The organism is Streptomyces sp. NBC_00247 (assembly GCF_036188265.1).
Classification (GTDB): Bacteria; Actinomycetota; Actinomycetes; order Streptomycetales; family Streptomycetaceae; genus Streptomyces.
Genome location: NZ_CP108093.1, coordinates 2,345,969 through 2,361,600, shown reverse-complemented (window position 1 = coordinate 2,361,600; position 15,632 = coordinate 2,345,969). Strand labels below are relative to the sequence as shown.

At 72.6% G+C, this 15,632-nt stretch carries 17 protein-coding genes; 6 read left to right on the top strand and 11 right to left on the bottom strand.

Features of this window, described 5'->3' with window-relative positions; genetic code table 11:
• Positions 1-28: 28 nt before the first annotated feature.
• Positions 29-1,387 (bottom strand): MFS transporter, encoded by a 1,359-nt coding sequence (locus OHT52_RS09800; protein WP_328719742.1) that lies wholly within the window; start codon positions 1,385-1,387, stop codon positions 29-31.
• A 62-nt stretch (positions 1,388-1,449) separates the two neighbouring features.
• Here OHT52_RS09800 and OHT52_RS09795 point away from each other — a divergent pair, with 62 nt between their 5' ends.
• Complete coding sequence (locus tag OHT52_RS09795; protein ID WP_328719741.1) at positions 1,450-2,403, top strand: LysR family transcriptional regulator; 954 nt, start codon at positions 1,450-1,452, stop codon at positions 2,401-2,403.
• A 77-nt stretch (positions 2,404-2,480) separates the two neighbouring features.
• Here the strand turns inward: OHT52_RS09795 and OHT52_RS09790 are convergent, their stop codons facing one another.
• Positions 2,481-3,266: an alpha/beta hydrolase gene (locus OHT52_RS09790; RefSeq protein WP_328719740.1), complete on the bottom strand. Its 786-nt coding sequence runs from the start codon at positions 3,264-3,266 to the stop codon at positions 2,481-2,483.
• 103 nt (positions 3,267-3,369) lie between these two features.
• On the opposite strand from OHT52_RS09790, the gene OHT52_RS09785 reads away from it, so the two are divergent.
• Both OHT52_RS09785 and OHT52_RS09780 read left to right on the top strand, forming a co-directional pair.
• The gene (locus OHT52_RS09785; RefSeq protein ID WP_328719739.1) at positions 3,370-4,524 is read left to right on the top strand and encodes an adenosine deaminase; all 1,155 of its coding nucleotides are present in this window, start codon (positions 3,370-3,372) and stop codon (positions 4,522-4,524) included.
• Between the two features lie 133 nt (positions 4,525-4,657).
• Positions 4,658-4,957, top strand: a complete 300-nt coding sequence (locus tag OHT52_RS09780) for a hypothetical protein (RefSeq protein ID WP_328719738.1) — start codon at positions 4,658-4,660, stop codon at positions 4,955-4,957.
• A gap of 110 nt (positions 4,958-5,067) precedes the next feature.
• Here OHT52_RS09780 and OHT52_RS09775 read toward each other — a convergent pair whose 3' ends face one another.
• The 5 genes from OHT52_RS09775 to afsQ1 form a co-directional block, all read right to left on the bottom strand.
• Positions 5,068-5,286: a PspC domain-containing protein gene (locus tag OHT52_RS09775; RefSeq protein WP_328723678.1), complete on the bottom strand. Its 219-nt coding sequence runs from the start codon at positions 5,284-5,286 to the stop codon at positions 5,068-5,070.
• A 91-nt stretch (positions 5,287-5,377) separates the two neighbouring features.
• The gene (locus OHT52_RS09770; protein WP_328719737.1) at positions 5,378-5,929 is read right to left on the bottom strand and encodes a VanZ family protein; all 552 of its coding nucleotides are present in this window, start codon (positions 5,927-5,929) and stop codon (positions 5,378-5,380) included.
• 223 nt (positions 5,930-6,152) lie between these two features.
• Positions 6,153-6,794, bottom strand: coding sequence for a hypothetical protein (locus OHT52_RS09765; RefSeq protein ID WP_443046537.1), 642 nt, complete (start codon positions 6,792-6,794; stop codon positions 6,153-6,155).
• Positions 6,795-6,826: 32 nt separating this feature from the next.
• Positions 6,827-8,362: a HAMP domain-containing sensor histidine kinase gene (locus tag OHT52_RS09760; protein WP_328719736.1), complete on the bottom strand. Its 1,536-nt coding sequence runs from the start codon at positions 8,360-8,362 to the stop codon at positions 6,827-6,829.
• Complete coding sequence (gene afsQ1, locus OHT52_RS09755) at positions 8,359-9,036, bottom strand: two-component system response regulator AfsQ1 (protein WP_328719735.1); 678 nt, start codon at positions 9,034-9,036, stop codon at positions 8,359-8,361. The genes OHT52_RS09760 and afsQ1 overlap by 4 nt, the downstream gene beginning before the upstream one ends.
• Before the next feature lie 212 nt (positions 9,037-9,248).
• Here afsQ1 and OHT52_RS09750 point away from each other — a divergent pair, with 212 nt between their 5' ends.
• Positions 9,249-10,037: a SigE family RNA polymerase sigma factor gene (locus tag OHT52_RS09750; protein WP_328719734.1), complete on the top strand. Its 789-nt coding sequence runs from the start codon at positions 9,249-9,251 to the stop codon at positions 10,035-10,037.
• Between the two features lie 154 nt (positions 10,038-10,191).
• Here the strand turns inward: OHT52_RS09750 and OHT52_RS09745 are convergent, their stop codons facing one another.
• Entirely contained in the window at positions 10,192-10,833 is a 642-nt protein-coding gene (locus tag OHT52_RS09745) for a uridine kinase (protein WP_328719733.1), read from the bottom strand.
• A gap of 127 nt (positions 10,834-10,960) precedes the next feature.
• Between OHT52_RS09745 and OHT52_RS09740 the strand changes: the two genes are divergently transcribed.
• The gene (locus OHT52_RS09740; RefSeq protein WP_328719732.1) at positions 10,961-11,377 is read left to right on the top strand and encodes a hypothetical protein; all 417 of its coding nucleotides are present in this window, start codon (positions 10,961-10,963) and stop codon (positions 11,375-11,377) included.
• Positions 11,378-11,498: 121 nt separating this feature from the next.
• On the opposite strand, the gene OHT52_RS09735 is transcribed toward OHT52_RS09740, so the two are convergent.
• The 3 genes from OHT52_RS09735 to deoC are packed head-to-tail and all read right to left on the bottom strand — an operon-like array spanning position 11,499 to position 14,813.
• Positions 11,499-12,431, bottom strand: a complete 933-nt coding sequence (locus OHT52_RS09735; RefSeq protein WP_328719731.1) for an aldehyde dehydrogenase family protein — start codon at positions 12,429-12,431, stop codon at positions 11,499-11,501.
• The gene (locus OHT52_RS09730) at positions 12,424-13,860 is read right to left on the bottom strand and encodes an aldehyde dehydrogenase family protein (RefSeq protein ID WP_328719730.1); all 1,437 of its coding nucleotides are present in this window, start codon (positions 13,858-13,860) and stop codon (positions 12,424-12,426) included. Before OHT52_RS09730 ends, OHT52_RS09735 begins: the two co-directional genes overlap by 8 nt.
• Before the next feature lie 5 nt (positions 13,861-13,865).
• A complete protein-coding gene (deoC, locus tag OHT52_RS09725; protein WP_328719729.1) occupies positions 13,866-14,813 on the bottom strand; it encodes a deoxyribose-phosphate aldolase in 948 nt (315 codons plus the stop codon).
• A 144-nt stretch (positions 14,814-14,957) separates the two neighbouring features.
• Between deoC and OHT52_RS09720 the strand changes: the two genes are divergently transcribed.
• A complete protein-coding gene (locus OHT52_RS09720) occupies positions 14,958-15,602 on the top strand; it encodes a PH domain-containing protein (protein WP_328719728.1) in 645 nt (214 codons plus the stop codon).
• Positions 15,603-15,632: the final 30 nt, after the last annotated feature.

Here is a 15,632-nt window from a genome sequence, read left to right as displayed (position 1 = left end):
GTGGCGGCGGGACGTGGGGCCGCGCGGTTCAGCGTGCGACGGCCATCCCCGCGTGCCGCGCGTGCGCCCTGCGCTCGGCCCGCGCGCACCGCGACCCGTGCAGGGTCACCGAGACGACGCCGGCCACGGCGAGGAGCCCGAGCCCGACCGTGCCGGTCCAGCCGCCCGCGTGGAAGGCGACCGCGCCGAGCGTGCCGCCCGCGCTGGAGCCGAGGTAGTACGCGGACTGGTACAGCGCCGACGCCTGGGCGCGGCCCGTGGTGGCCGTACGGCTCACCGAGGAGGAGGCGACCGCGTGGCCGGCGAAGAACCCCGCCGTGATCAGGACCAGGCCGAGCAGCACCGCGGCCAGCTGGTCGGAGAGCGAGAGCAGCAGCCCGGCGGCGGTGGTGGAGACGGCGAGGTAGAGGGCGCCCCGGCGGCCCAGGCGGCCGACCAGGCGGCCCGCGGCGGCGGAGGAGACCGTACCGACCAGGTAGACGAGGAAGATCGAGCCGACCACGCCCTGCGGGAGATGGAACGGGGCTGCCACCAGCCGGTAGCCGATCACCGTGTAGACGGCGCCGAAGACCGTCATGAAGAGCCCGCCGATGAGGAAGAGGCGGCGCAGCAGCGGGTCGGACAGGTGCCCGCCGACCGTACGCGCCAGCGCCCTCGGGTTCAGCGAGCCCGGGACGAAGTGCCGTGCCCGGGGCATCAGCAGGTGGAAGGCGACCGCGCAGCCCACGGCCAGCAGGCCGACCGCGCCGAGCGAGACCCGCCATCCCCAGAGCTGGGCGATCCAGCCGGTCAGGATGCGGCCGCTCATGCCGCCGATGCTGTTGCCCGCCACGAACAGGCCGATCGCGGCGACCAGCGCCTTGGGCCGGACCTCCTCCGCCAGGAAGGCCATCGCGGAGGCGGGCAGCCCGGCCAGTGCCGCGCCCTGCACCGCGCGCAGGGCGATCAGGGTGGCGAGCGAGGGGGCGAACGGCACCAGCATGCCGATCGTGACGGCGATGGTGAGCGAGGCCGTCATCATCTGGCGGCGGCCGAAGCGCTCGGAGAGCGCGCTCAGCGGCAGCACGGCGAGCGCCAGTGCCCCCGTCGCGGCGGAGACCGTCCAGCTCGCCTGTCCGGCCGTGGCGCCGAACGACGCGGAGACCGAGGGCAGCAGGGCCTGGGTGGAGTAGAGGAGGGCGAAGGTCGCGACCCCGGCGGCGAAGAGCCCGAAGCTCATGCGGCGGTAGCCGGGACGACCGGGTTCGAGCCGCGAGTCGGCGGGCGTCACGGGCGCGGTGGCCGCGACGGGCTGAGCGGACGCGACGGCCGGGGCGGACGTGTGCGGAACGGGCTGTGCGGAGGCATCCACCGCGACGGTGGATGCCCCGGTACTGGCAGGAGGCATACCGCGACGGTAGGCCGGTGCGTTTGATGCGTCCAATGCATGAAACCGCGATAATCGTTCCCATGGTGCATGACCGCAGCTCACAGCCCCGACTGTCACCGAGCAGTTACGAAGAAGACATTCGCGCGGTCCTCGCGCCCCGGCTCGCGTACTTCGAGGCGGTCGCCCGCCACGAGCACGTCACCCGGGCCGCGCAGGAGCTCCAGGTGCCCCAGTCCTCGCTGTCGCGGGCCATGGTCCGCCTCGAACAGGACCTCGGGGTCGCCCTGTTCGCGCGCCGGGGCCGGACCGTCTCCCTCACCCCCGCCGGGCGTACCTTCCTCGGCTCGGCGGAACGCGCGCTGGCCGAGGTGGAGAAGGCCGCCGACTCCGTCCGGGCCGACGCCGACCCGGCCTCCGGCAAGGTCGCCTTCGGGTTCCTGCACACCATGGGCTCGGAGACCGTACCGGCCCTCATCCGCGCCTTCCGGGTCGACCACCCGGGTGTCCGCTTCCAGCTGGTGCAGAACTACGGGGAGGCGATGATCGAGCGGCTGCGGGCGGGGAGGCTGGACCTCTGCCTCACCTCGCCCGTCCCCGACGCGCCCGACCTGGTGGCCCGCCGGCTGGACGAGCAGCGGCTGCGGCTCGTCGTCCCCGACGACCACCGGCTGGCCTCCCGCCGCAGGATCCGGCTGGCGGAGGCCGCCGACGAGACCTTCGTGACCCTGGAGCCGGGGTACGGCCTGCGGCGGATCACCGACGACCTCTGCGCGGAGGCCGGGTTCGTGCCCAGGGTCGCGTTCGAGGGGGAGGAGGCGGAGACCCTGCGCGGGCTGGTCGCCGCCGGCCTCGGCGTCGCCCTCCTGCCGCCGCCCGCCGTCGCCCGCCCCGGGGTCGTGGAACTGACGGTCACCGCCCCGCGCGCGGTCCGCGAGATCGGCGTCGCCTGGCTGGACGGCCACCCGGACACCCCGCCCGTCGCCGCCTTCAAGCAGTTCCTGATCTCCCGCCGCGGCCACCTGCTGCCGGACTGACCGGCCGGGTCCGGCGGCCCGGAAGCAACCGGCGGCCCCGCCCGGGACGCCCGCCCCCATGACCCTCCCGGGAGTCCTCAGTGCCGCAGCGACTGCCCGAAGCCGGCGGCCAGCGGCATCCGCAGCCCGAGCGGCGGCGGCGCGGCCAGCGCGTCGGCGACCGGCCGGGCGTAGGAGCGGGCGAAGAGCGAGCCCTGGACGAAGTCGGAGGCCAGCGCCACCACTTCGGCCCGGTGCTGACGGAGCGCGTGGCCGTCCGAGTGGACCTCGAAGCGGCAGATGTCCCGGTTGGCCTTCTTGGCGCGGGAGGCCAGCCGGAAGGAGAGCTCGGGGTCGGTGTGGGAGTCGTTGGTGCCGTGCACGATGAGCACCCGGCGCCCCGCGAGCTGCTTCACCGGCTCGGCGGCCGTCTCCGGTCCGGTACGCGCCGGAGCTCCGGCCCGCGCCGGCAGCCAGGGGGCCATCGCCAGTACGGCGGAGACCGCGGGGTGTCCGGCCGCGCGCAGGGCCGCCCGGCCGCCCATGCCGTGGCCGACGAGGCAGACCGGCACGTCGCCGTAGCGGCGCACCACCTCGTCCGCCGCCCACTCGGCGTCCGCCGCCGGGTCGGCGTCCTGGGCGTTCCAGCCGCGGTGGCGGTAGTGCAGGACGTGCACCGTCAGCCCGTCCTCGCGGCCGGCTCTCGCCAGGGCGCGGGCGAAGGGGAGTTGGCCGGCGTAGGTGAAGGGGGAGGGCCGGCGGTGGGATTCGACGGCTCCGTCCGGGAGCAGCAGGACGACACCGCCGACCTCCGAGGAAGGTCCCGAGGCCCGGACGGTCCGTCCGAGCCGGGCGGTGGGCGTGGGAAGCGCGCGCGTTGCCATGACAGAACATTCTCAGAAGCGCGGGTGTACTCCACCTGTCCGCACGGTCTCTGTTACGTATCTTCACTCGGCGATCTACGCGCGTAGGCGTTAGAGTGCGCAGATGACGAGCCAGCTCCGTGACGTTCCCGACGCCGAACAGATCCGCCGCGCCCCGAAGGTGCTCCTCCACGACCACCTCGACGGGGGGCTGCGCCCCGGCACCATCGTCGAACTCGCCCTGGCGCAGGGGTACGAGGACCTCCCGGAGACCGACCCCGGCAAGCTGGGCACCTGGTTCCGCGAGGCCGCCGACTCCGGTTCGCTGGAGCGCTACCTGGAGACCTTCGCCCACACCTGCGCCGTCATGCAGACCCGCGAGGCGCTCCGCCGGGTCGCCTCCGAGTGCGCCCAGGACCTCGCCGAGGACGGCGTCGTCTACGCCGAGGTGCGGTACGCCCCCGAGCAGCACCTGACCGGCGGCCTCACCCTCGAAGAGGTCGTGGAGGCGGTCAACGACGGCTTCCGCGAAGGGGAGCGGCTGGCGCGCGAGGCCGGCCGGCGCATCCGGGTCGGCGCGCTGCTCACCGCGATGCGGCACGCCGCCCGCTCTCTGGAGATCGCCGAACTCGCCAACCGCTACCGGGACTCCGGGGTCGTGGGATTCGACATCGCGGGCGCCGAGGCCGGTTTCCCTCCCACCCGCCACCTGGACGCCTTCGAGTACCTCAAGCGGGAGAACAACCACTTCACCATCCACGCCGGCGAGGCGTTCGGCCTCCCGTCGATCTGGCAGGCCCTCCAGTGGTGCGGCGCCGACCGGCTCGGCCACGGGGTCCGGATCATCGACGACATCGAGGTCGCCGAGGACGGCTCGGTCACGCTCGGCCGCCTCGCGGGTTACGTACGCGACAAGCGCATCCCGCTGGAGCTGTGCCCCACCTCGAACCTCCAGACCGGTGCCGCCTCCTCCTACGCGGAGCACCCGATCGGTCTGCTGCGTACCCTGCACTTCCGTGCCACGGTCAACACCGACAACCGCCTGATGAGCGGGACCAGCATGAGCCAGGAATTCGAGCGACTGACCGAGACATTCGGATACACGCTCGACGACATGCAGTGGTTCACCGTCAATGCGATGAAATCAGCATTCATTCCTTTCGATGAACGTCTCGCGATGATCAACGACGTGGTCAAGCCGGGATACGCCGAACTGAAGTCCGCATGGCTGTTCAGCCAGACCGCCGCGACCAGCGTTTCCTCGCTCGAACAGAGCTGAACACACATGTTCCGAAAGGGCCGGGGAAAACATTTCCCGGCCCTTTTCCGCGTGTCGCGCCATTTGCGGAGCGGGGAGCGGGGTGACTAGTTTGCAGAGCCGCTCGCATCCCCTTTCCCCAAGGATGAATGTCATGAAGCTCTCCTCCGCCCGCATCCTCGGTGTCGCCGCTCTCGGTGCCGCTTTCGCCGCTGCCGCAGCCGGCAGCGCGTCCGCCGCCCCGGCGCTCCCGCTCGACGCGGGCTCCTCCCTGCCCATCTCCACCGACGCGCTGGCCAACCTCGGCCAGACCGCGTCGACCCTCCCGGTCAAGGAGACCACCGGCAGCCTCCTCGGCGGCAAGGCCACCGACGCCGCCAAGCCCGTCACCCAGCTGCTCGGCGGACTGCCGACCAAGGGGCTGACCGCGAACGGCCTCCCGATCGGCGGCTGAACCGGCGCCCGACAGGGCCGCGGAAACGCCAGTGGGGCACCCGGCCTGTCAGGCCGGGTGCCCCACCGCGTGCTCGGTGCCGTGCTCGTCGTGCCCCCGTCGTACCCGCGTCACCAGGCCGTCGCGGACGTGGTGCCCGACGAGGAGGACTTCTCCCCGGGGAGCAGTATCCACAGCGCCAGATAGACCAGGAACTGCGGACCGGGCAGCAGGCACGAGACCAGGAAGATGACGCGCATGGTCGTCGCGGAGGTGCCGAAGCGCTGTGCCAGCGCCGCGCACACTCCGCCGATCATGCGTCCGTCGCGGGGGCGAACCAATCCGGCCATGGTGGACTCCTCGGTGAACCGTCCGGGGAGCAGCCGCTGCGGCGCTCCCGATGTATCCATGGTCGCTCCACCACCGGGAAGGGGCCTCCCTCTACGGTGCGACCCCGACCCTGGTAATCGTCGGGGTCGCGCCCTGAGGGGTCCCGTCGGCCCGCTCCGCGCCCTCGCCCGCGGAGGCGGGCCGGCGCCGCTGCCGCAGCCTGGCCCGGACGAACGGCACCACCAGCAGGTGCGTGAGCAGCACGCCGGCCGTGTTCAGCAGCAGCGAGTCGATGTCGACCACCTGTCCGGGCACCCCGGTCTGCCCCAGCTCGATGGCGAGGGATATCAGCGCGCCCGCGGCGGTCGTCCGGACCAGCGAAGCCCACGGGGAGACGGTGAGCCGCGCGTCGGCCATCGGCAGCAGGAACCCGAGCGGCGCCAGCAGCAGCAACCCCGCGCCGATGCGCCGCACGGCGGCGGCCGGGCCGAGCGCGAGGTCCGCCTTGATGCCGTCCAGCGGCGTGAAGTTCGCGGCGGTGATCCAGGGGACGTCCAGGGGGCGAAGCGTCAGCCACCCGACGATCACGAGATGCGCGAGGAGAAGCGTGAACCCCACCACGCGGAACAGGGTGACGGCCTTACCGCCGGGACCTTGACGCACGCCCCCCTAGACGTCCCGCCACGAGGGAACGGTTCCGGGCAAACGGCGGGAAGTGGCGCAGACCACGAAACGTGCGCCCCCGCCACGCCCCAGGCGCCCCGCGCACCCCAGCATCCCCACCGGCCGCGCAGCGCCGCGGCGGGCGGCCGACGCGCTCACCGGGGTGACGGGCGCCGCCGGGCCGCCGGGGCGCGGGCTCACCGGGCCACGGACACCGTTGGGCTCACCGGGGTGACGGCGTGCTCAGGGTCGGTACGTTCTGCGGCCTGGCCTTCGTCTCCTCCGTGCAGAGATAGGCCCGCGGGGCGTAGCCGTCGCTCGGCCCGCCGAGCAGCACTCCGCCGCCGGTCACGAGCGTGGTCTCCTCCGCGAACGTGCACACCACCTGGGCCAGCGCCTCGGCGGACAGGTCCTCCGGCTGGGTGCTCAGCCGCAGAGCGCCGGCGGGGTCGTCGTCGATGCCCTCCCCCACGGTCAGGTCCGAGGGGACGGCGGTGGTGAATCCGGCCCGCCGCTCACCGGAGAGCGGCGTCTGCCGGATCTGCGCCAGCAGCGCCCGGGCCAGGCCCAGGCGGCCACCGCGACGGTCGGTGTCCGCGATCGTCCGGTCGGCCGCCACCAGCTCCGACGCGCAGACCAGGTACACCCGCACCCGGTCGTCGGCCGTCTGCGCCCCGGAGCCCGTACCCGCGGTGCGGCAGGGCACCCGGGAGGGAGCGGCTCCGGCGTCCACCGGTACCGAGGTGGACCGGATGCCGCATCCGGCGGCCAGCGCGGTGGCCGCCACCGCGAGGACCAGCGCGGTGAACGGGCGGCGCCCGCCCCCCGGCCGCCCGCCCGGACGCGGGTCACCCGTCCCGGGCACGCCTCCCGGCTCCCCCCGGCCGGTACGCCGCCTCACGACTCCTCGCCGTCGGTGCCGTCGCCCGCACCGCGCACGTCGTTCGTGACACTCTCGTCCTCGGCGTCGTCGGGGAGCCGCAGGACGAACACCGCGCCGTCCCCGTCCGGGGAGTTGGCCGCGGAGATGGTGCCGCCGTGGATGAGCGCGTTCTCCATGGCGATCGACAGCCCGAGGCCGCTGCCCTCGGAGCGCGGGCGGGACGCGCTCGCCTTGTAGAACCGGTCGAAGACGTGCGGCAGCACGTCCTCGGGGATCCCCGGCCCGTGATCGCGAACCTCGATGACCAGTTCCTCACCCTCGGTGCGTACACGCACCCGCACCGGTGAACCACCGTGCTTGAGCGCGTTGCCGATCAGATTCGCCAGGATCACGTCGAGCCGGCGCGGGTCGAGCCGCACCATCATGCCGCGCTCCGCGTCCAGCTCCACCGCGTCCAGCCAGGCCCGGGCGTCGATGCAGGCCGTGACCTGGTCGGCGACGTCCACCGTGTCCAGGACCAGCCGGGCCGTGCCCGCGTCGAAGCGGGTGACCTCCATGAGGTTCTCCACCAGGTCGTTCAGCCGCCGGGTCTCGCTCACCACCAGATGCACGGCGGGCGCGATCATCGGGTCCAGGCTGTCGGCCTCGTCCTCCAGCACCTCGGCCACGGCGGTGATCGCGGTGAGCGGGGTACGCAGTTCGTGCGACATGTCGGCGACGAACCGGCGGCTGGACTCCTCCCGCGCGCTCATGTCCGCGACCTTCTTCTCCAGCGAACCGGCCGCCCGGTTGAACGTACGGGAGAGCTCGGCGAGTTCGTCCGTGCCGGAGACCACCAGCCGGGTGTCGAGCTTCCCCTCGCCCAGCTTGCGCGCCGCCTCGCCGAGCCGCTGCACCGGCCGCAGCACGGTCGTCGCCGCCGCCTGCGCGAGCAGTGCCGCGCCGATCAGCGCCAGCGTGGTGGCGATACCCAGCGACCAGGCGAGGGAGTTGAGGTCCTGGCGCTCCTGGTCGAGCGACTTCAGCATGTAGCCGGTCGGGCCGCCGCCGATGATCCGCGTCCCCGCCACCAGGTACGGGGTGCCGTCGATGCTCGTACGCTGCCAGAACAGGTGGTACGGGTACGTGTTGCCCGAGGTCAGCCGCTGCTGGGCGGACACCTGGCGCTCCAGCGATTCGGGTACGTCCACCTTGGTGAAGGAGTCCAGGTCCGAGTAGCCGACGATCGGCTTCCCGCCGTCCCGTTCGTCCTCCAGCAGCACCGCGTAACCCGGCCCGCTGTCCGCCATCTGCACGGCGGCGGACTGGAGATCGTCCTTGGTCGGCTGCAACGGCAGTGCCGCCGCCCGGTTCTGCATCTGCCGCCGGAAGTCCCCGAGCGCCGCGTCCTGAGTACGGGTCAGCACCGCTTCGCGGTTGAGCCAGTACGCGATCCCCGACGCGGACACCGCCGCGGTCAGCGCCACCAGGCCGAACACCACGACCAGCCGCAGCCGGAGGCTGCTCCAGCGGAGTCCCGCACGGACTCCGCGCCCGGCACGTCCACTCACTGAGGCGAGTCCAGCCGGTAGCCCACGCCCCGCACCGTACGGATGAGCGTCGGCGAGGACGGTACGTCCTCCACCTTCGCGCGCAGCCGCTGCACGCACGCGTCCACCAGGCGCGAGTCGCCGAGGTAGTCGTGCTCCCACACCAGCCGCAGCAACTGCTGCCGGGAAAGGGCCTGTCCGGGCCTGCGGCTCAGCTCCAGCAGCAGCCGCAGTTCGGTCGGGGTCAGCTGGAGGTCCGCCCCGTCCTTGGTGACCGTCATCGCGGAACGGTCGATGACCACGCTCCCGAAGGTCGCCGAGTCCGTCGACTCCCGCTCCCCGCGCCGGAGTACCGCGCGGATGCGCGCGTCCAGCACCCGGCCCTGCACGGGCTTCACCACGTAGTCGTCGGCGCCCGACTCCAGACCCACCACGACGTCGATGTCGTCGCTGCGCGCGGTCAGCAGGATGATCGGCAACTGGTCGGTGCGGCGGATGCGCCGGCAGACCTCGAAACCGTCGATGCCCGGCAGCATCACGTCGAGCACGACCAGGTCGGGCCGCTGTTCCCGGAGAAGGTTCAGGCCGTCCTCTCCCGTCGCCGCGGTGGCCACTCGGTGGCCCTGGCGTGACAGCGAGAGTTCGAGGGCCGTGCGGATGGCGTCGTCGTCCTCGATCAGCAACAGGAAAGGCACGGACGCCATTCTGTCCCATGGGGTGCCCCAGTTCGACCGCCGGGAGGCACTTCAGTTGCGTGAGTGGCCCCGGACAACCCTCGGTTGTGACGGTTACGACCCCACGAGGCCTGTGACAGCTCTGTGACAGTCGGCGGACAGTGGCGTGAAACTGCGCGGCCAGACTCAATGGCACACGGTTCGAACGGACTCCACCGACGGGGAGGCGCACGATGAACGCACTGCAACTGCAACGCACCAGCTCAAGCGCGGTTGTCACGCGTCTCCACGACATCGGACGGGGTCCGGACAAGTCCGGTGCGGTGAACGGGCGGGGGTGCGTTCGCAGCACCGGGCGTCAGCACCCGGCCACGACGGCGGTTGCCGATGTCACGGGGGACGGACCGGGCACGTACGGGGGAACGTACGGGGGACACGGGGGAAGCGCGTACGGGGAGGGCATCACGGGGGAGCGGACGCCCCAGGCGCCGGTCGAGGACGCCGAAGCGGCGTTCACGGCCTACGTCCAGGAGCGCCGCGCCTCCCTGTACGCGACCGCCTACCACCTGACCGGCGACCGGTTCGAGGCCGAGGACCTGCTGCAGAGCGCCCTCTTCTCGACGTACCGGGCGTGGGACAGGATCAGCGACAAAGCCGCGGTCGGGGGCTACCTGCGCCGCACCATGACCAACCTGCACATCAGCGCCTGGCGGCGGCGCAAGCTCAACGAGTACCCGACCGAGGAACTGCCGGAGACGGTCGGAGACTCGGACGCGATGCGCGGCACGGAGCTGCGCGCGGTGCTCTGGCAGGCGCTCGCCCGGCTGCCCGAACTCCAGCGCACCATGCTGGTCCTGCGCTACTACGAGGGGCGCACCGACCCGGAGATCGCGGCCATCCTCGACATCAGTGTCGGCACGGTGAAGTCCAGCATCTGGCGGTCGCTCCGCCGGCTGCGCGAGGACGAGGTCCTCAGCTTCGGACGTGACGAGAAGGAGTCCTTCGGCGAGCTGGTGGCCTGAGGCTACGGGGGAACGACGGGGCCCGCCGCTCCGGGGGGAAACGGCGGGCGACGGGGGAACGGCGGGGTCGTACGGGCTGGGGGGCCGGTACGGCCCCGTCCGTCGTTCCCGCCGCCCCTGCGCCGGCCCCGCTTCCGGTGCGAACGTACGTTTTCTACGCGGCGCCGCTTCCCGCCGGGGTGCGGCGGCAGCGGCCCGCGGCGGCGGCGGCCAGGCGGCCGAGCGCCTCCTCCTTGCCGCACGGGTGGGCGCCGAGCTCCGCCTGACGGGCCACGATCCGGCGCTCCGAGCGCATCAGCCGCCACCCCCGCCGCAGCAGGAACGGCACCGACTTGCGGCCCTCGCGCAGATCCCGCAGCAGCCGCCTGCGGAACGTGGTCGCGGGGCGCCCGCGCAGGCAGATCGCGTCGGCGAGCAGCCCCAGCTCCTGGCAGCGTCCGACGATGTCCGCCGCGAAGATGCCCTCGGCCACGAAGAGCGGCGAGCGGTCGATGTGCAGCACCTCGCTGCCGGTGCGCGCGCTGATCGAGATGTCGTACACCGGTACCCGGGTGCGGCCGGTGCGGCAGAGTTCCGCGACGGCGGTGACGGCGGCTTCCATGTCCCAGGACGCGGTGGAGTCCCAGTCGATGTCCGTGCTGCCGGTGACCAGGGGCAGGGTCGGATCGTTGGCCTCTTTGTAGAAGTCGTCCAGCCGGAGCACCGGGAGACCGGTACGTGCGGCGAGGAAGGACTTCCCTGAGCCGGAGGGGCCTGCCAGCAGGACGACGCGCGTCGGGATCGGTTGGGAACTCACAGAACAAAAGTGTGAGGCATGACCCGAGCAGGGGACCCCTCGGGAGTCCTGTTGGTATCGAGCATCACATCTCCACTACTCTGCGCGCACGCACGACTACCGCAACGAAGTCGATCAGGTGGGAAAAATGGCACGTCATGCACGAACCAAGCCCTCGCGGCACGTCCTGCTGCGCGCCGGGCTGGCCGTCACCGCGATGGGCGCCGCCCTCGGCGCGGGCGCCGCGTCCGCGCAGGCGGCCACGCCCGAGGCCGTGACCGAGGCGGGCGACAGCGCGGAGGCTGCCGTGTCGGCGGTGACCGACGCGGCCCTGCCCGCGCTGACCGGCGCGCTGTCGAACAGCCTCGCTCCCGTCACCGCGCTCCAGCTCGACCCGCTGGCCAAGACCGGGACCGACCCGCTGGACAACGCCGTCGGCACGCAGGTGGCCGACTTCAAGCCGGTCTCCACCGCCCTGGTCACCCATCACCTCACGGACGGCGGCGCGCTCCGCGACCTTCCCGTGGTGGGCCAGGTCACCGGGCTGATCACCGGCGCGCACTGATCACGCGGGCCCACGACGGCCCGTGACGCGCCGGGGCCGGACCCCCCGTCTCCGGGAGATCCGGCCCCGCCGTGCGCGTACGTCCACGCCCCCGCGAAGCCGTGGGGCGTCGGCGCGACCGTCAGTAGGACGACCCGGAGACGCCCAGCGCGCCCGTGGGGTGCCAGACCGTCTTGGTCTCCAGGAACGCCGTCAGCCGGTGGGTGCCCGGATCGGCGGTCCAGTCGGGCTCCGCCGCGCCGTCCACAGCCTGTGGACGCAGTACGCGCTTGAGATTGTCCGCCGCCGCGATCTCCAGCTCCTTCGCCAGCGTGGCGTCCGCACCGGTGAGGTCGACGGCGTTGACGTCCTGGTGCGCCGCGAGCGGAGCCGCCAGCTCGGCGGTGGCACCGGAGAGCAGGTTCACCACTCCGCCCGGCAGGTCCGAGGTGGCCAGCACCTCGCCCAGCGAGAGGGCGGGCAGCGGGGCGGCGGCGGAGGCGACCACCACGGCGGTGTTGCCCGTCGCGATCACCGGGGCGATCACCGAGACCAGCCCGAGGAACGACGAGCGCTGCGGCGCCAGCACCGCGACCACACCGGTCGGCTCCGGCGTCGACAGGTTGAAGTACGGCCCGGCGACCGGGTTGGCTCCGCCCACGACCTGGCCGATCTTGTCGGTCCAGCCCGCGTACCAGACCCAGCGGTCCACCGCCGCGTCCACCACGGCCCCCGCCCTGGACTTCGACAGCCCCTCGGCGTCGGCCACTTCGCGGACGAACTGATCCCGGCGGCCCTCCAGCATCTCGGCGACGCGGTAGAGGACCTGGCCGCGGTTGTACGCGGTCGCGCCGGACCAGCCGCCGAACGCTTTGCGCGCGGCGACGACCGCGTCCCGGGCGTCCTTGCGGGAGGACTGCGGGGCGTTCGCCAGCCACGTGCCCTTGGAGTCGGTCACCTCGTACACCCGGCCGCTCTCGGAACGGGGGAACTTGCCCCCGACGTACAGCTTGTAGGTCTTGAAGACGCCGAGGCGCCGCTCGGCGGAGCCGTTGGTCGATCCGTGCTCAGACATCGAGGTACGCCTCCAGGCCGTGGCGGCCGCCCTCGCGGCCGTAGCCCGACTCCTTGTACCCGCCGAACGGCGAGGTGGGGTCGAACTTGTTGAACGTGTTGGCCCAGACGACGCCCGCCCGGAGCTTGTTCGCCACCGCGAGGATGCGGGAGCCCTTCTCCGTCCAGATGCCCGCCGAGAGGCCGTACTGGGTGTTGTTCGCCTTCGCGACGGCCTCGTCCGGGGTGCGGAAGGTCAGCACCGAGAGCACCGGGCCGAAGATCTCGTCCCGGGCGACCGTGTGGGCCTGGGTGACACCGGTGAAGAGCGTCGGGGCGAACCAGTAGCCGGAGCCGGGCAGTTCGCACGGCGCGGTCCAGCGCTCGGCGCCCTCCGCCTCGCCCGTGTCCGCGAGCGCGGTGATCCGGGAGAGCTGTTCGGCGGAGTTGATCGCGCCGATGTCGGTGTTCTTGTCCAGCGGGTCGCCGAGGCGCAGCGTGGACAGCCGCCGCTTCAGCGCGTCCAGCACCTCGTCGTGCACCGACTCCTGCACCAGCAGGCGGGAGCCCGCGCAGCAGACCTGGCCCTGGTTGAAGAAGATGCCGGTGACGATCCCCTCGACCGCCTGGTCGACGGGGGCGTCGTCGAAGACGATGTTGGCGCCCTTGCCGCCCAGCTCCAGGGTGACCTTCTTCTCCGTGCCCGCGACCTGCCGGGCGATGGCCTTGCCCACGGCGGTCGAGCCGGTGAAGGCGACCTTGTTCACGTCCTCGTGCGCGACGAGGGCCGCGCCCGCGTCGCCGTACCCCGTGAGGATGTTGACGACGCCCTTCGGCAGACCCGCCTGGCGGCAGATGTCCGCGAAGAACAGGGCGGAGAGCGGGGTGGTCTCGGCGGGCTTGAGGACCACCGTGTTGCCGGCGGCGAGCGCCGGGGCGATCTTCCACGCCAGCATCAGCAGCGGGAAGTTCCACGGGATGACCTGGCCGGCCACGCCCAGGGGGCGCGGATCGGCGCCGAAACCGGCGTGCGACAGCTTGTCGGCCCAGCCCGCGTAGTAGAAGAAGTGCGCCGCGACCAGCGGGAGGTCCGTGTCGCGGGTCTCCCGGATCGGCTTGCCGTTGTCCAGCGTCTCCAGGACGGCCAGCTCGCGGCTGCGCTCCTGGACGATCCGGGCGATCCGGAAGAGGTACTTGGCGCGCTCGGAGCCCGGCAGCGCCGACCACTTCCCGAACGCCTTCCTGGCCGCCCGGACCGCGCGGTCCACGTCCGCCTCGCCCGCGCGGGCGACCTCGGAGAGGACCTCCTCGCTGCTCGGCGAGACGGTCTTGAAGACCTTGCCGTCGGCGGCTTCGGTGAACTCGCCGTCGATGAACAGGCCGTACGAGGGTGCGATGTCGACGACCGACCGCGACTCGGGGGCGGGCGCGTACTCGAATGCAGATGCCATGGGGATCAGTCCACCGTCACGTAATCGGGGCCGGAGTAACGGCCGGTGCTGAGCTTCTGGCGCTGCATCAGCAGGTCGTTCAGCAGGCCGGAGGCGCCGAACCGGAACCAGTGGTTGTCCAGCCAGTCCTCGCCCGCGGTCTCGTTGACCAGGACCAGGAACTTGACCGCGTCCTTGGTCGTGCGGATACCGCCCGCGGGCTTCACCCCGACCTGGACACCGGTCTGGAGCCGGAAGTCGCGGACGGCCTCCAGCATCAGCAGGGTGTTGGCGGGGGTGGCGTTGGTCGCCACCTTGCCGGTCGACGTCTTGATGAAGTCGGCCCCGGCCAGCATCCCGAGCCAGGAGGCACGGCGGATGTTGTCGTACGTGGAGAGCTCGCCGGTCTCGAAGATGACCTTGAGGCGGGCGGTGCCGCACTCGGCCTTCACGGCCGTGATCTCCTCGTACACCTTGAGGTAGTGGCCGGCCAGGAACGCGCCCCGGTCGATCACCATGTCGATCTCGTCGGCCCCGGCCGCCACCGCGTCGCGGACGTCCGCGAGCTTGACGTCGAGCGCCGCGCGGCCGGCCGGGAAGGCAGTCGCCACGGACGCCACCTTCACCTCGGAGCCGGCCAGCGCGGCGACGGCGGTCGCCGCCATGTCGGGGTAGACGCAGACCGCGGCGGTGCGCGGGGTCGTCCGGTCGGTCGGGTCGGGATGCAGGGCCTTGGCGCACAGCGCCCGGACCTTGCCCGGGGTGTCCGCGCCTTCCAGCGTCGTCAGGTCGATCATCGAGATGGCGAGATCGATGGCGTACGCCTTGGCCGTCGTCTTGATCGACCGGGTGCCGAGCGAGGCGGCGCGCGCTTCCAGGCCGACGGCGTCGACGCCGGGCAGCCCGTGCAGGAAGCGGCGCAACGCACCGTCGGACGCGGTCGCGCCGGAGAATGCGGGTGCAGTGGTGGGCATGGTCACCAGAGGAGCATATCTACGCGCGTAGCAGCCTGTACAGGGGGGTGCGGACCGTCACACGCTCCGCGCGGGAGCCCCGTACGCCGGGGGTGGCACCCGGCCGCTCCGCGCCCCACCCCCGGCGTCAGGCACAATCGGGCCATGACGAGCTCCACGCCTTCCGGCGAACCCGCCTACGCCGACCGGACCTACCGGTCCGGTGCCGCGATGGTGGCCGGCGTACTCCTGCTCCTGCTGATCGCCTGGCTGGTGATCGACGCGCTCTTCACCGGGGCGGGGCGCGCTCCGTGGCAGGCGCTCGCCGCGGGGGTGTTCATGGTCCCGCTGGTCGTCGCCCTCACCCTGCGGCCCGCCGTGATGGCCGGAGCGCGCCGCGTCCTGGTCCGCAACCCGTTCCGCACGATCCGGCTGCCGTGGTCGGAGGTGGCGGGCATCCGCGCCGCGTACTCGACCGAGCTGTCCACCACGGGCGGCGCGAAGTACCAGGTGTGGGCGCTGCCCGTCTCGCTGCGCGAACGGAAGCGGGCGCTGCGCCAGACGGCTGCGGCCCTGCGCGAGGGCGAGGGCGCCCAGGCCCACGTCCGTCCCGCGGCGGCGGACCAGGCGGTCTCGGAGCTGAGGCAGCTCGCCCAGGACGACGCCGAGCTGAGGGCGGCGGCCGAGGCGCAGGGCGTGCCGGTGCCCGGTGCCCAGGAGGCGACCTCCTCGGTGCGCTGGGCCTGGGAGATCATCGTTCCCGCCGTCGTGGGCGCGATCGCCCTGGTGGTGCTGTTCGCCACCGCCTGACGCGCGGTCCGTACACGATCGGGCCGGTAC